This window comes from Pseudomonas sp. BJa5 (genome assembly GCF_030272875.2).
Classification (GTDB): Bacteria; Pseudomonadota; Gammaproteobacteria; order Pseudomonadales; family Pseudomonadaceae; genus Aquipseudomonas.
Genome location: NZ_JALRNG020000009.1, coordinates 69,392 through 84,465 on the forward strand (window position 1 = coordinate 69,392; position 15,074 = coordinate 84,465).

Here is a 15,074-nt window from a genome sequence, read left to right on the forward strand (position 1 = left end):
TTGCATGCAGTAACGCGGTCTCTCAGCGCTGCTCGGCCAGTCCGAGAAAGTCGCGGGTAGCATCGTTGGTGCGCCGGGCGTAGTCGAGAATCCAGTCCTTGAACACCATGTGCGGGCGCGAATCTTCCAGTGCCTTGGCGTAGACCAGGTGTTCGACGTGTCCGGTGTTCACCACGTCCCGCACCGGGCGCAGCAGCGTGCCGTTGGCGAAGTCGGCCAGCGGCGCGACGTAGGCCCACATCAGCACCACCCCCTGCCCGGCAAGGGCCGCCCGGCAGGCGAGGTCGTAGTTGGAAACCGAGAGGGTGTAGTCGATGCCGCGGGTCTCGCAGCCTGCACGGTTGAACCAGTCCGGCCAGCCCTTGACCGTGCGCAGGTGCTTGACCTCGAAGTCGATCAGTTTTTCCCGCGACAGGTCGTCAAGGCTATCGATACCACGGCCCTTCAGGTAGGCCGGCGTGCAGGCCGGGAAGATCACTTCCTCGAACAGACCGGTGGAGACGTAGCCGCCCCGCTGCCCCTGGTCATAGAGGATGGTGAAGTCGGTTTCGTTGTTCTGGATGGCGGCGTAGTCCTCGCCGTCGCCGGCGATCACCCGGACGCGGATGTCCGGATGAAGGTCCTTGAACTCGGCGATCCCCGGCAGCAGCCAGAAGCTGGCGATCGCCATGCTGGCGCTGATGGTGACAGTGGGGCTGCGGTCGTTCTCGATGGTTTCCACCGTGCGGCGCAACTCCGCCAGGCTGCGCTCGATCCCGCCCAGCAGCGTCCGTCCGGCCTTGGTCAGGTCGAGGGTCTTGTGGGTGCGGGTGAACAGCAGCACCCCCATGCTCTCTTCCAGGTGCTTGATCTGCCGGCTCACGGCACTTTGCGAAAGGTTGATCTCCTCCGCCGCCTTGGTGAAGCTCAGATGCCTGGCGGCCGCTTCGAAGGCTTCCAGGTTCTGCAACGGAGGGAGTCGTTTTCGTGAAATGCTCATGGTCGCACCAGGGGATTACGCTAATTAATACTCCTGCCTCCCGACCCAGCGTTCCTTGGCCAGGTACGCCTTCACGCCGACATCCAGGAAAGGCCTGGGCGGCAGCCTGCTCGGCGCGCCCAGTTCCAGCATATCGGCGATCAGCTCGTTTTCTACACCGCAAGCCAGGTCAGCCAAGGTCACGCCGGCGATGGTCTGCTTGGCGATCCCGACACCGTTGCACCCCACCGCCGCGAAGACGTTGGGTTCGATCTTGCCCCAGCGCGGCGCGCCATTGCGAGTGATGCTGAAGAACCCCATCCAGAAATGTTCCATCGCCACGTCCCCGAGTTCCGGAAAGCGCGCCAGGAACACCTCCTTGTGCTGCTCGCGGATACGCCCGCGCACACGCTCGTCGACCCGCATGCCCGGGGTGAAATCGAACTGCTGGCGAATCAGCAGGCGATGATCGCGGGTATAGCGCATGGTCGCCCCGCTGACCGCATTGGCCGGGGTCACGCCCCACTCCTCGACATCGCCGATGCGCGCACGCTGCTGCGCGGTCAGCGGCCGGGTCAGGCTGGCGTAAGAGGCAACGTTGAACATCTGCCGCTCGAAGCCGGGCAACTGCGAGGCGCTGCCATTGTTGGCGAGGATCAGCTGGCGGGCGCTGACTGCGCCGTGGTCGGTGCTGGCGAAAATCATCCGGCCACGCTCCAGGCGGGTCACCGCGCTGTTCTCGAACAGGGTGACATTGTCCGGCAGCGAATCCGCCAGCCCGCGGGTCAAAGCCGCGGGATTGAGCAGGATGCAACCTGGTGTGTAGATCCCGGCGTGAAAGAACGAGGTGCCCAGGCGCCGCGCCAGTTCGGCCTGTTCCAGCCACTCATAGGGCTCGCCGAGGGTCGTAAGCTCCTGGGCGTGCTGGCGCAGCAGGGTCTCGGCCAGCTGCGGCGCGGCGGCGCAGTGGTACTTGCCCTTCTCGCTCCAGTCGCACTGGATTCCCCGCTCCCTGACGATGCCGTCGAGCCAGGCGATGCCCGCCTTCATCAGGCGTTTGTAGTTGACCGCCTTTTCCAGCTCGGCAGTGGAGCTGCCAACGTTGTGCGGCACGTCGATGGCGAAGCCGGAGTTGCGCCCGGAGGCATTATCGCCGGCCTCGCCCGCTTCCAGCACTACGATGCGCTCGTTGGGACGGTTGTGCGCCAGTCGCCGGGCCGCAGCGAGCCCGGCGTAGCCGGCGCCGATGATCAGCCAGTCGGCGTCCAGTTTCTGGCGCAGGGTCGCGTGGGCGCGCCGCGGCGGCAGAATCGCCGACCAGCCGTTGGTGTGGTCGTCGTGGGGTCTGAGTGTGATGTCCATCCGTTTCGCTTCCATGGTTGCCTCACGCCTGCGGCGGGGTAATGACGAAGAAGACCTTCGCTTGCGAGCCGAAGTACTTCACGGCTGTGTTCCTGGGAATCCGCAGGGTCGTCTCGGGACCACCCTCGAAACGCTCGCCGGACGCCAGCTGGAAACCGAAAGTGCCTTCGAGCACGATCAGCACCTCGTCGTAGTTCAGCGTCTTGTAGGGCGACTCGTCGCCGTCCCAGCGGGCGAAACCGGCCAGCAGCGGCCCATCATCGTCCAGGGGGATGGACCAACCCATCTCGACCCGCGAATTGCCAGAAAGCGGACGCTGGCTGTAGAGCACCTGTGCTGCTTTCACGCTGAGTGGCTGGTTCATCGTGTTTCCCTTTTCATATGGCGGGCGCAGGCCCAGTAGTGGTAAGTCGCCCAGAAACCAGTGAAGGTGCAACCCAGCAGCACGTAGCGCAGGGACTCCTGCGGATTGCCCAGGCGTGGCGCGACCACGTCCGACAGCAGGCCCACCAGTTGCGGGGCGATCGCCAGGTTGGCGATGTTGGCGGTGAACAGCAGGATCGCCGAGCCCTTGGCACGCATGCCGGCGGGATAGAGGTTCTGCAGCAGGCCAATGGAAGGGCCGATGTAGATGTAGGTGATGGGCACGAACAGCCAAAGCAGCACGTGGACCAGCTCCAGCCGGGTGGTGGCGAACAGGGCGATGGAGAACAGCGTGCCGAGCAGCGTGGTCCAGGCCACGAAGCTGGATTGTTGGTACATGGCCTTGCTGCGCAGCAGGAGCATCACCAGCACGGTGATGACCATCATTGCGGTGCCGGCGATGCCGTGGATCGGACCGAGCATGGCGCCCGCCTCGCCCACCGTCATCGAGTAGGTGCGCACCAGGAATGAGGTGGCCCACCAGAGAATACCCCAGCCCCAGAAGGTGACGACGGTGGCCCCGGCGATCAGGTGGAACAGCGCCCGGTGCCGGACCGTGTAGCGCAGCGCCTCGCGGAAGCTGGTGGCTTCGCTGTCGCGGCTCTCGCCCTGGTCATGCACCCGCTTCGGCTCGCGGATGCACAGCCACACCAGCAGGGCGAACGGCAGTCCACACAGGCCGAACACCAATAGTGTGGTGCGCCAGCCGTAGGCGTCGTTCAGGTAACCCGCCCCCGAAGCGCCGAACCAGGCGCCGACACTGGCACCGATGCCGTAGACCGACAGGGCGAAGGCGCGCAACTTGGGACGGAACTTGTCAGCGAGGATCGAGTGGCTGGGCGGCGTGCCGCCCGCCTCGCCGACGCCGACACCGATACGGGCCAACAGCAGCTGCCAGAAACTGCTGCTCAGGCCGCAGAGCAGGGTCATCGCCGACCACACCGCTACCGCGGTACCGATCATGCGCTTGCGGTTGGTGCGGTCGGCCAGGGCGCCCAGCGGCAGGCCGGCGGCAACATAGAAGATCGCCAGGGCCACGCCGGTGAGAAAGCCCACCGAAGCGTCGCTGAGCTGGAACTCGTGCTTGATCGGTTCGATCAGGGTGGAGAGGACATAACGGTCGGCGATATTGATCGCGTACACCGCAGTGAGGATGAAAAGCGTGGTCCAGGCGCCGGAACTGGCGACCACAGACGAGGTAGTGGGCGACAGAGCGCCACTGATGCTGTTCGACTGCACGGACATATAGACCTCCAGCCGCTCGGCGCGCCATGGCAACGCCGCGAGCCTTTTTTATTGTTTGCGGGGCGAATGGGTAGCAGTGGATACGGCGCAATCAGCCTGATCGTCTGTGGCGATCAGCGGCGGTCTGACAGGAAAGGACGTGCGGCTTCATGGATTTCCCTCGTACCTTGTTCTTGTTGGAAGGGATGGCTGCGGGTGTTGCAGGCAGGTCCAACATACGCGGGGCATCAGGGCGGCAAAAGCGCAATTTTTTCCTGCGTTGCATGCGCCTGACGCATGCAAATTCGTTGAGAGCGCTGTAGTTGCGATGGTTGCCTGAAAAAATGGCAATCAGCAGCCAGGTTGTGATGCGGCGATCCAGTCCCACAGGGTTTGCGCCATCGGTGTCAGTTCGCGGGAGGCTGGAAAGGCAATGTATTCACCCTGCCCGGTCTTCAGGGTTCCTCGCACGCCCGACACAACCGCTGGCTGTGGAACTCGTCGGGCAGCGCCTCGGCCCAGGCCAGCGCAACGCCCTCGCCGGCCAGCGCCGCCTTGATCGCCAGGTCGTAGCTGGAGACGCGGATGATCGAGCCACGGTGCTGGTCCAGGAATCCCACCTGGCGCATCCACTGGCGGGTCGAAAGGGCCGCGGGGTCGTTGCTTTCCAGTTCGATAAGGTCGCAGCGAGCCAGGTCGGCCAGGCCCTGGATCTGGTTGGCAGCGCGAAATTGCGGGGTGCAGATGGCGAAGATTTCTTCCTCGGCGATGCGCTGGACGCACAGGTCTTTCCACTGACCCTCACCGTAGAGAATGGCGAAATCGGTATCGGTGAAATCCAGCTTCAGGCGATCCTGGGCGCCCACCACCCGCACGTTGATCTGCGGGTACAGCTTGCGGAAGCGAGAAACCAGCGGGATGACCAGATAGCTGGCGATACCGGAACTGGCGCTGATGGACAGGCTCGGCGCCAGCGCGCTGTCGATCTGCTGCACGGCTTCCTTGATGCATTGCAGGCTCTGGGTCACCGCCCGGTACAGCACGGCGCCGCTGGCGGTAAGGATCACCTCGTTGCCCTTGCGCTCGAACAGCGGCGTGCCGAGGCTCTGTTCGAGGCGCTTGATCTGTTTGCTGACCGCGCTCTGGGTGAGATGGAGTTCGCTGGCCGCCCGGGTGAAGGTGCCGAGCCGCACCACCGCGTCGAAGGCCACGACGGCACTCAGGGGTGGCAACTTCTTCGCGCTCATGGATAGTGTTCCCCCGCTCAGGCGCTGTATCGGAAGCGTCCGAGGGTAGCGACAAATCCACGGCTGGGCAATTTGCCGCGGTGCTCAACAATCGAGGGTTACATCCCCCTGGGGGATACCGCAGCAAGACAGGACATAGCCCTCGGCCAGTTCTTCGTCGCTGATGCCGCCTTGGTGTGTCATCGTCACCTCACCGGACAGCTTCAACACCCGGCAGGTGCCGCACAACCCCATGCCACAGGCCTTGGGAATATGTAGCCCGACCCGGCCCGCTGCGGCGTGCAGGGTTTCTCCTGGGGCGACCCGAACGCTGTGCCCGCTGCGGGAGAAGTTTACCTGGTGGCCTTCAGTGGTCCGCAGTGACACCGGCGCTACCTGAGCGACGAACGCTTCCTCGTGATAACGGCCCATGTCGAAGCCCGCGGCCTCCAGCATCTGCCTGACCGCCGCCATGTAGGGCGCCGGGCCACAGCAGAAGACCTCGCGCTGGAGGAAATCGGCCGCGATCAGGTCGAGCATCGGTCGTGTGAAATAGCCGCGATAGCCGGACCACGCTTCGCCTTTCTCGTAGCGCTCGCACACCAGGTGCAGCTTGAACGCCTCGCTGCGGGCGGCCATCCGCCGCAGTTCGTCGTGGTAGATGATGTCCTTCGGCGAGCGGGCGCTGTGCACGAAGACCAGGTCAACCGGCTCATGGGTGTCGAACAGCCAGCGGGCCATGGACATCACCGGGGTGATGCCGACGCCGCCGGAGAGCAGCAACACCTTGTCGGCGGGGAAGTCGATGGCGTTGAACCGCCCCGCCGGGCCGTGGACGACCAACGGGTCGCCCGCCCTCAGGTTATCGTGCAGCCAGTTGGACACCTTGCCCCCCGGCACGCGCTTGATGGTCAGGGAAAAGCTGTACGGCTGCGACGGCGAACTGGAGAGCGTGTAGGAGCGCATAAGCTGTTCACCATCGATCTCCAGCTCCAGGGTGACGAACTGCCCGGGCTTGAAGAAAAACAGCGTCGGTGCTTCGGCCTTGAAGCAGAAGGTCCGCACGTCATGGGTTTCCTCGACGACTGCGACGCAGCGCACGCCATGCCGGCCGTTGCTCCAGATCCGCGAAGTGGTGGATTGCACGAAAGTATTCATATCGGTCCCGCTGGTTATTGTTGTTCTGCCGTACAGGCTGCGAGCTCGAGTATCGAGGCGTCCCGCCGGGCGCCGCAAAGGATGTTTCGGCATGCGCCGATGCCGCCGTGGAATGGCCCCGGATGCCCATGAAAAAAGGAATGGCGGTCATGCCGGAGTTTCGTTTGGCGGCGCCCCCGCCCTGCCCTATAACAACCCCGGCCACATAACAACAACGCCCGAACCGGCGACACTCGATGAGGAACCGCACATGGCAGGCTGCAGCCACGGCATCACCCCGACCGACCATTCCTTCACCGCCTTGGCCGACCTCTACGGCAAGTGCCAGCGCGGCCATACCCTGCCGCAGGCGCTGTACACCTCCCAGGCTGTGTTCGATTTCGAGATGAAAGCGGTCTTCGCCCGCGCCTGGCTGCAGGCCGGACATCTGGCCGAAGTGCCCCGGGTCGGCGACTACATCACCGCGCAAGTGGGCAAGACCTCGGTGGTGATCATCCGCGAGGCGGAAAGCTCGGTCCGTGCGTACTTCAACACCTGTCGCCACCGCGGCGCGCTGATCTGTACCAGTGACAAGGGCTCGGCGCGGCGCCTGGTCTGCCCCTACCACCAGTGGACCTACGACCTCAAAGGCAACCTGATCTTCGCCCGCAACATGCCCGCCGATTTCGATCCGGGTCGGCACAGCCTGATTCCCGTCCATTGCGAAGTGGTGGCCGGCGTGATCTTCATTGCCCTGTCGGATGACGTGCCCGACTTCAGCGAATTGCGCCGGGCGCTCGGACCGATGCTGGCGCCCCACGACCTGGAAAACGCCAAGGTCGCCCATGCGGCGGTGCTGCCCGAATACGCCAACTGGAAACTGGTGATGGAAAACGGCCGCGAGTGCTACCACTGCAGCGCGCGGCATCCGGAACTGCTGTCCTCCTTCCGCGACCCCACCGAGGACGACTACTTCGAAGGCCTGCCGCAGTGGATGGTGGACTTCGAAGCGACCTGCCGGGCCAACGGGTTGATCAATGGCCCGGCCGAGGGCGCCTGGTTCGACATCCTGCGCTTCCCGATCAAGGATGGCGTCGATTCCCTGACCCTGGATGGCCGCCTGGCCTGTGCGAAGCCACTGATTCCGGGCGGCGAAGGCAATATCGGCACCCTGCGCTGGGCCACCGAGCCGAGCGCGTTCAGCCATGCGCTGCGCGACCACGCCTTCACCTTCGAGGCCTGGCCGATCGACGCCGGCACCACCCACGTGCGAGCTAAATGGCTGGTACACAAGGACGCGCTGGAAGGCCGCGACTACGAGCTGGCGCACCTCACCGCGCTATGGAACGCCACCAACGACCAGGACAAGTGGCTGGCTGAAAACAACTTCCTCGGCGTGCAGGGTGCCGGTTATGTACCGGGCCCGTATTCACAGAATGACGAGAAGAAGGTCATCGACTTCGTTGACTGGTATCTCGATACGGTCCGCAGCTATCTGCATAGATGAAAGGTCGTTCGACTTGATCTCATGATGCCCGCAGCCAATCTCAGGTCTGCAGGCAACTGAGTCGAATGCGCAAATTACATTTTGCTACCAGGCAGCACCAGACCCGCAGCGAGCGCGTCCAGCAAAGCACTGACCTTGGGTAGTGCCTGACGACTTTTGATCCAGACCAGATTGATCGCCAGACCGTCGGTGGCCAGATGGGGAAGCACTTGCACCAGTGTCCCATCCTCAAGCTGACGGTTCACCAACCACGTCGGCAACTGCGCAATACCACATCCCGCCAGTACTGCCGTCACCTGGCCTTCTCCATCGCCCAGCACAAACCGCGCGGGCATGACCCTTCGTTCCGTTTCGCCGGGTCGACTCCCCGAAAATCGCCACGGACTTACCGTGCCATCCGCCCGGCCATAAGCGATGCATTGGTGATGTTCCAGGTCGTGAGCATTCACAGGTGTGCCGTACTTGCTCAAATAGGCAGGTGATGCGCAAAAGATATGCCGCTCACTGCCCAGATAGCGATGCCCAAGTGCGGGCGGCCAAACGTCAGAGCCACCGACGCGCACGGCGATATCGACGCCCTCCTCGACCAGGTCGATGAACCGGTCGGAAAACGAAATGTGTGGCATCAGCAAGGCATGATCCTGGGCGAACCGCAGAATGACCGGCAACGCCTGCAAGCGACCGAAAGCCGCGGGTAGATCGATGCGAATCCTGCCGCGCGGCTCGGTGTTTTCGGCGTGCAGCGACAACTCGGCTTCTTCAAGGCTGGCCAGCACATCCGTGCACGTGCGATAGAACGCCGAGCCCGCATCCGTGACTGTCAAACTGCGAGTTGTTCGATTGAACAACCGGATCCCGATCCTGCTCTCCAGCCGAGCAATGCTTTTGCTGATGGCCGAGCCCGTCAGATTCATCCGCTCGGCAGCGGCCTTGAAGCTGCCTGAATCCACGACGCAGACAAACACATCGATACCCTTCAAGCGCTCGGAGGAGAACATACTAATTCCTTTATTGATGAATCTGATTCCTTTTACTGGGTAAAATCTATCGTAAATCAGACCTGTTTTCATCGGTAAGCTGGCGACCGAAGACATCAACCAACCTACAGGTATGTTCATGACCCAGCACAAACCGACGATCCTCGTCACCGGCGCCACCGGACAAATCGGCAGCTACACGCTGCGCTGCCTGCTGGAAAACGACTCCATCACGCCAGTGGCAGCCGTGCGTTCAGCCGCCAAAGCCGAGGCTTTCGAAGCCCAGGGCGTTCGCACGGTCATTGTTGATTTTGATAGAGAGGAGACACTGGCCCCTGCCCTGCAAGGTATCGACCGCGCCTTTCTCATGACCGGCTACACCGTGGACATGCTGCGCCAGAGCAAGGCATTTCTCGATAGTGCGAAACAGGCCGGGGTGAAACACATCGTGCATCTCGGGGCTTGCGGACGTGACGACACCACCATAGCGCATTGGGCCTGGCACCAATTCGTGGAACGCTACATTGAATGGTCAGGGTTCTCCTTCACGCACTTGCGTCCGGAAGTCTTCATGCAAAACCTGCTCAGCTACGACGGCACCCAAGCGGTGAACGCCGGAATCATTCAGCAATTCACCGGCGATGCAGCGTTCAGTTGGGTCGATGGCGAAGACGTCGCGGCAGTAGCTGCGCAAACGCTGTTGCACCCGGACAAACACGCAGGAAGGACCTACCGCCTGGGCTACGATGTAAAGTCCTACGATGAAGTCGCGGCGATCATGAGTGAGTCGTTGGGGCAACCATTCCGCTATGAAGCTTTGCCCGCAGAAGTGTTCCTGGAAAACATGCGGGCGGCGGGCGCCGAGATGGCGTACATGAGTTGCGTGTATGAAAACTTCAAGCGCATCGCCGCTCGGGCTATCCCAGGGGTCGAGGACACGTTTGACAATTTTGCGCAGATTACAGGCCGCGAGCCTGTTCGATGGAAAGAGTTCGTGCAAAAGCATCGCAGCGCATTCGCCTACTGATCCCCGACTCGATAATGGAGCTTCTCCCATTGCCAATTGGCATTGGGAGACGTTCGATGTGGATCAGTAAGTCCCGCGAATGCCTGTTTCACGAGGTAAGCCAACAATATTTCGACCGTGACCTCACTTGCTGGCGAGCACGTGATTAGCCATCGGGCAGCTCTGGGCATTAAGGAAGCGCGATTTCTTCAGCCAGTCCTGCTGCGGGTAATAGGCGAACACATAACTACCGCGCTGCAGCGTATCGATCAACTTGCCGGCAATGGCCGGTCGAACGGCAGGACACCCCTGGCTGCGGCCCAGGCGACCGAGACCGGAAACGACCTTGGGATCGGCATACGCGGCGGCATGCATGACAATCGCCCGCGACATGCTGTTGTCGTTGAACCCCGGCTCCAGCCCCTGCAGGCGCAGCGAGCGGCCGTGCTTGCCGCTGTAGGTCTGACCGGTCTCATACAGGCCGATGGAGGACTGGAAGCTGTTCGGGGTGTTGGAGAACGCAGTCGGCACATCGGCGCCGCTGTTCTTGCCATGGGCCACCCACTCCTCGAACAACAACTTCCTGGCGCGCAGGTCGAACACCCACAGGCGTTTGTCACGCGATGCCTTGGAGTAATCGATGACCGTGAGCAATTTGTCCGCGTCGCTGTCGCTGGCGCACGCATAGGCGGTGAGTGCCAGCTTCAGGGCCGAAAGGCTGGCGTTCGGCGCCAGTTGCTGCAGTTCGGTGGCGCTCGGCAGGGTCTGGGCCTGGGCGGTGTGCCAGGCGCTGAGGAAAAACAGGCCAACAGTGGCTACTGAGAGCCGGACGGCTCCCCGCAATGGGTCGAACATCGACATGGTTTATCCTGTTCAAAACCTGTCTGCGATCGAAAGCTAGTGGGCCGTACGGCGTTAATCCGCACGGACTTTCTCGCTTGCTTGCTTCGCTGTTCGCCTACTGCTTTTTTGTCTTGTACGGCGCTGGCTCACGAAGTCGTCAACAGGTGCTACGTCCTAATGGTCGGTTTTGCTTTGCGTTGTTACGGCACGCGTTCAAAGCGAAAATCGGTTTGTGTGAAGTCAAAGGCCACTACTTTGCTTGATTTTTACAGGGTTGCCGATCATTTCTTGACCAATGGTTTAGATTCTTCACTGTCTTCGGTGCTGACCACGGTGAAATTGCCATTGCTGCGGGTATCCCGGGTCGACGCCCAGTCGGTGATCACCAGCATGGTGCCGATGTCCATCGCCGAGCGTAAATGACGGCGGAATTCCGGACTCATGTTCAATTGGCCCAATTGCTCAAGCGGTGTATCCCCATACTCCGGGTTGCTCAGCGCAACCGCCGACCAGCGTAATGGCTGTGCGGCGTCGAGTGCCATGGCGGATGGCTTTTGCAACAGCGAATACACCGCCATTCCACTGCGATGCCGGCCATTTTCAAGCGACAGCGCGGGCGCCGAGCCGATCAACTGGCCACCACGAAACGCATAGGCGCGCAGGTCGGCGCGACTGATCAGGATCGACAACGGCCCCGCTGTCGGGTCCGGATCGTTCCAGAACTGCTGGTTGTTCAATACCAGCGGTCCTTGGGCCTTGCCCTCGTTGACCGTAGGCGCGAGCACACCGGGGTGGTTGACCTCCACCGGTGCGCTATGGGTATCGGAAACGATCACGGTGGTCGAACTGAAACCGGTGACGCCATACAGCTTCTTGGCGAATTCGAGCGGCAGGCGCACGCAACCATGGGAGGCGGGGTAGCCCGGAAGATGGCCAGCGTGCAGGGCAATGCCGTCCCAGGTCAGCCGTTCCATGTAGGGCATCGGCGCGCTGTTGTAGAGGCTGGATTTATGCTCGACCTTTTTCTGCAGGATGCTGAATACCCCGGTAGGGGTTTCCCGGCCTGGCTTGCCGCTGCTCACGGTGCTGACGCCGATGGCGATGCCATTGCGATAGACGTAGGCGCGTTGCTCGGTGAGGCTGACCACCACGGTCACCGGCCCTACCGGCGAGACCTGCGGGTACCAGAGAAACTGGCCAGGCTTGAGACTGTCGAGCTGGGCCCTGAGTTGGGCCGGGCTGGGCACCTGCAGCGGAGCCGCTTCGACCAAGGCGGCGGCAAGTAACAGACCCAGCGCGAGCGGTAGATGCATCATCGATTCGATCCTTGAATGAACCCTGTTGCCAGCTTAGCTGGAAGCGCCTGGCGCGACCACGCGAATATCATTCACGCAAGGGCTCTACAGAAATCAGAAATCACCTGCATCGTTGCGTCTTCGATCCTTCCTTCCAGGATTTCTGACCAGTTTGTTGACGACCGCCGTTACATCTGACCCACCGTGGTGGCCGGGTTGCGACTGCTACGCAGTCGATCGCAGGCTTCGCCAGCTCCCACAGTAGTCGCAGGGTTGCAGGGGCATCTGTGGGAGCTGCCGACAGGCTGCGATCGCTCCACCGCCGAGTTTCTCCCCTATAGGGTCGACTCACGCACACTGGGTGGCTATCTGGACAACGTCATCGCTGAACAGACCACGTTGATACACGTAAATCCTCCCACCCGTGCTTCCTTTATAGGCCTCAATGACATTGCTCGCCGCCACGGGGCTGGGCAAAACAACCCGGTACCCACGATTGGATTGCGAGAGACTGGGCTCTTGATGACCTTCCCGCAGTTTTTGTACGACGCAAGTGGAATAGGCTTGCGGCGACTTTGACGTAGTGAGTTCCAGTGTTGGCTGGTTTGGGGCGGAGGTACAGCCCGACAATACTGCAAGGGCAAGGGGCAGATAAGCGAGGGTCAGAATACGCATTGGCGTGATCTCAAACGAAGATCGGCTAAAAGACAGGCTGCCATTCTCCATCCCGACGGACTGATAGAAAACAGGTAAATATCGATGGTAACTATCACGTCTATTGATAAGTCGACGCGCCAAAATGAGCGCTGCCTTTGCCAACTTGCCCACTCAGAACAACAACCGAAGCATATCGGCCAACCGCCGGGCCTCGGCATCGGCCGATCGAGCGCAGGCTTTCAACGCTTGCTGCAGACAGGCCACAAAACAGCGCGCCGCCGGATCCAGGGCCTGGTCGCGCAAGCGCACGACACTGATGTCGCCCTCCTCCAGCGTTTCCGCCAGCTCAAGCGCCGCGGCCTTGCCGCGTAACGGCTCGCACAACAACATCGGCTCGGGTGAATAACCCAACATGCCGGCATCGATGATCAGGCTGCTGAGCATGGCGCTGGACTGGGCGCAGACCACGCGCCCGTGCGCCACGCTGTAGCCGTAGCGGCCAAACAACTCATGCATGACCTGCTCGTGGCTGGCCTGGGTGAAGTTCATCACCCAGTCCTGTTCCAGCAACTGGCCCAACGACCGGGCCGTGCGCAGCGGATGACTGTTGCTGGCCAACACCCGCATGCGGTAGCGGGCCAGCGGTTCATGCGCGAACTCCTGGCCGGGCAGATTGCCCGCAGGGCCCAGGGCAAACTGCATCTGGCCGCTACGCAACAATGACAGGCTGACCGCCTGCAGTCCCTCATAGAGCTCCAGTTGCACCGCCGGCATCTCTTGGCGAAATGCCTTCACGGCCTCGGCCAGCAAGGTCTGACCGAACCACGGCGTTACCCCCACGCAAAGCCGCGTCGGTGCTTCGCCACGCAGGCTGGCAAGATCGCGCTGGGCATTTTCCAGCTGGCTGGCGATCTGCCGGGCGTGGGGCAGCAAGGTCTGTCCGGCCACGGTCAGGCGTGCACCGCCTGCATGCCGGGATAACAGCGGCAGGCCCTGCTCTTCTTCCAGCTCACGCAAGGCCCGGGTGATCGCCGCCTGGGACAGCCCCAGGGCACGCGCCGCCGAGCGAATGCCACCACTGTCGGCCACTGCGATCAGGGCCTGTAACTGATGCAACTTCAAGCGCTTCTCCTGCCTGAACACCAAGGGTCGTCACGACAACCATTTTGCAGCTTATGCGCGCCGGCTGCGGGCGTTAGGTTAGATCTCGCGAACGCGCCAGCCAACGGGCCGCGCAGTGTCGCCTTGCGAACCAGGACAAGACAATATGCACGACACCGATTTTGCCCCCGGCATCAACGCCATCACCCCCGCCATGATCGAGCTGCGCCGGGCGATCCATCGCCAGCCGGAACTTGGCTTCGAAGAATTCGCCACCCGCAAGCGGGTGATCGGCCACCTGGAGAGTTGGGGTTACGAGGTCCACAAGGACCTGGCCACAACCGCCGTGGTCGGCACCTTGCGTAACGGTCAGGGTCCGGCACTGGGCCTGCGCGCAGAACTGGACGCCCTGCCGATCCAGGAGCACGGCACGCAACCCTGGGCCAGCCGTACGCCGGGCAAGATGCATGCCTGCGGCCACGACGGTCACACCGTCATGCTCCTCGCCGCAGCCTGCGAGCTGGCCCGCGACCGTAGCTGGCGCGGCACCTTGCACCTGTTCTTCCAGCCCGCCGAAGAAGGCCACGGTGGCTCGGGTGCCAAGCGCATGCTGGATGAAGGGGTGTTCGAGCTATTCCCCTGCGACGCCTTGTTCGCCCTGCACAATTCGCCCGGCATGCCGGTCGGCAAGTTCGGCATCCTGGCCGGCCCCTGCATGGCCTCCACCGACAGCGTCAGCATCGTCATCCATGGCAAAGGCGGTCATGGTGCCATGCCGGAAAAGACCATCGACCCGGTGGTGATCGGCGCGTCGCTGGTGCTGGCGCTGCAGACCGTCGTCTCGCGCAATGCGCCACCCAGCGAAACCGCGATCATCACCACCGGCGCCTTCCTTGCCGGTGACGCCGCCAATGTCATCCCACAGACCGCCGAGCTGCGCCTGAGTGTTCGCTCGCTCAACCCGCAAGTCCGCAGCCTGTTGCGCCAACGCATCCAGGCCCTGGCCGAACTGCATGCGCAAAGCTATGGCGCCCAGGCCGAGGTCAGCTTCGGCGCCGGCTACCCGGTGCTGGTCAATGACCCGGCAGCCAGCCGACTGGCCGAACAGGTGGTGCGTGACTGGCTGGGTGACGATGGCCTGGCGCACAACCAGAAGCCCATCTGCGCCAGCGACGACTTCGCCTTCTGGCTGGAGCGGGTACCCGGTTGCTACCTGCTGATCGGCAACGGTGACGGTGCTGGCAACTGTGAAGTGCACCACCCCGGCTACGACTTCAACGACCAGATCCTGCCGCTGGGCGCCACCTTCTGGGTGCGCCTGGCGCAACGCTTTCTCGCCTGAATCGACTTAACCCAAG

At 62.5% G+C, this 15,074-nt stretch carries 13 protein-coding genes and 1 pseudogene; 3 read left to right on the forward strand and 11 right to left on the reverse strand.

What is annotated here, in order from left to right; all coding sequences use genetic code 11:
• Positions 1–22: 22 nt before the first annotated feature.
• The 7 genes and pseudogenes from M2D63_RS07470 to M2D63_RS07500 all read right to left on the reverse strand — a co-directional run.
• Positions 23–979, reverse strand: coding sequence for a LysR substrate-binding domain-containing protein (locus M2D63_RS07470; protein WP_285862205.1), 957 nt, complete (start codon positions 977–979; stop codon positions 23–25).
• Between the two features lie 24 nt (positions 980–1,003).
• A complete protein-coding gene (locus M2D63_RS07475; RefSeq protein WP_285862206.1) occupies positions 1,004–2,320 on the reverse strand; it encodes an FAD-binding oxidoreductase in 1,317 nt (438 codons plus the stop codon).
• Positions 2,321–2,342: 22 nt separating this feature from the next.
• The gene (locus M2D63_RS07480; protein WP_285862207.1) at positions 2,343–2,684 is read right to left on the reverse strand and encodes a hypothetical protein; all 342 of its coding nucleotides are present in this window, start codon (positions 2,682–2,684) and stop codon (positions 2,343–2,345) included.
• The gene (locus M2D63_RS07485; RefSeq protein WP_285862208.1) at positions 2,681–3,988 is read right to left on the reverse strand and encodes an MFS transporter; all 1,308 of its coding nucleotides are present in this window, start codon (positions 3,986–3,988) and stop codon (positions 2,681–2,683) included. Before M2D63_RS07485 ends, M2D63_RS07480 begins: the two co-directional genes overlap by 4 nt.
• Before the next feature lie 434 nt (positions 3,989–4,422).
• Positions 4,423–5,214: a LysR substrate-binding domain-containing protein gene (locus M2D63_RS07490; protein ID WP_285862210.1), complete on the reverse strand. Its 792-nt coding sequence runs from the start codon at positions 5,212–5,214 to the stop codon at positions 4,423–4,425.
• An 84-nt stretch (positions 5,215–5,298) separates the two neighbouring features.
• Positions 5,299–5,625, reverse strand: coding sequence for a 2Fe-2S iron-sulfur cluster-binding protein (locus tag M2D63_RS07495; RefSeq protein ID WP_405309400.1), 327 nt, complete (start codon positions 5,623–5,625; stop codon positions 5,299–5,301).
• Positions 5,599–6,351 (reverse strand): annotated as a pseudogene (locus M2D63_RS07500) (FAD-binding oxidoreductase); the annotation flags it as partial. The pseudogene M2D63_RS07500 and the gene M2D63_RS07495, both read right to left, overlap by 27 nt.
• A gap of 250 nt (positions 6,352–6,601) precedes the next feature.
• Here M2D63_RS07500 and M2D63_RS07505 point away from each other — a divergent pair.
• Complete coding sequence (locus M2D63_RS07505) at positions 6,602–7,837, forward strand: aromatic ring-hydroxylating dioxygenase subunit alpha (RefSeq protein WP_285862214.1); 1,236 nt, start codon at positions 6,602–6,604, stop codon at positions 7,835–7,837.
• A 74-nt stretch (positions 7,838–7,911) separates the two neighbouring features.
• Here M2D63_RS07505 and M2D63_RS07510 read toward each other — a convergent pair whose 3' ends face one another.
• Positions 7,912–8,835, reverse strand: coding sequence for a LysR family transcriptional regulator (locus M2D63_RS07510; RefSeq protein ID WP_285862216.1), 924 nt, complete (start codon positions 8,833–8,835; stop codon positions 7,912–7,914).
• Positions 8,836–8,953: 118 nt separating this feature from the next.
• Here M2D63_RS07510 and M2D63_RS07515 point away from each other — a divergent pair, with 118 nt between their 5' ends.
• Positions 8,954–9,841 carry an SDR family oxidoreductase gene (locus M2D63_RS07515; RefSeq protein WP_285862218.1) on the forward strand — a complete coding sequence of 296 codons (888 nt, stop codon included), beginning with the start codon at positions 8,954–8,956 and terminating at the stop codon, positions 9,839–9,841.
• 123 nt (positions 9,842–9,964) lie between these two features.
• Here M2D63_RS07515 and M2D63_RS07520 read toward each other — a convergent pair whose 3' ends face one another.
• The 3 genes from M2D63_RS07520 to M2D63_RS07530 all read right to left on the reverse strand — a co-directional run bounded on the left by M2D63_RS07520 (position 9,965) and on the right by M2D63_RS07530 (position 13,737).
• Positions 9,965–10,681, reverse strand: coding sequence for a murein L,D-transpeptidase catalytic domain family protein (locus M2D63_RS07520; RefSeq protein ID WP_285862219.1), 717 nt, complete (start codon positions 10,679–10,681; stop codon positions 9,965–9,967).
• Between the two features lie 263 nt (positions 10,682–10,944).
• Positions 10,945–11,988, reverse strand: coding sequence for a L,D-transpeptidase (locus M2D63_RS07525; RefSeq protein WP_285862285.1), 1,044 nt, complete (start codon positions 11,986–11,988; stop codon positions 10,945–10,947).
• 798 nt (positions 11,989–12,786) lie between these two features.
• Complete coding sequence (locus M2D63_RS07530; RefSeq protein ID WP_285862220.1) at positions 12,787–13,737, reverse strand: LysR family transcriptional regulator; 951 nt, start codon at positions 13,735–13,737, stop codon at positions 12,787–12,789.
• A gap of 145 nt (positions 13,738–13,882) precedes the next feature.
• Between M2D63_RS07530 and M2D63_RS07535 the strand changes: the two genes are divergently transcribed.
• Positions 13,883–15,058, forward strand: coding sequence for a M20 aminoacylase family protein (locus M2D63_RS07535; RefSeq protein ID WP_285862221.1), 1,176 nt, complete (start codon positions 13,883–13,885; stop codon positions 15,056–15,058).
• Positions 15,059–15,074 lie beyond the last annotated feature (16 nt).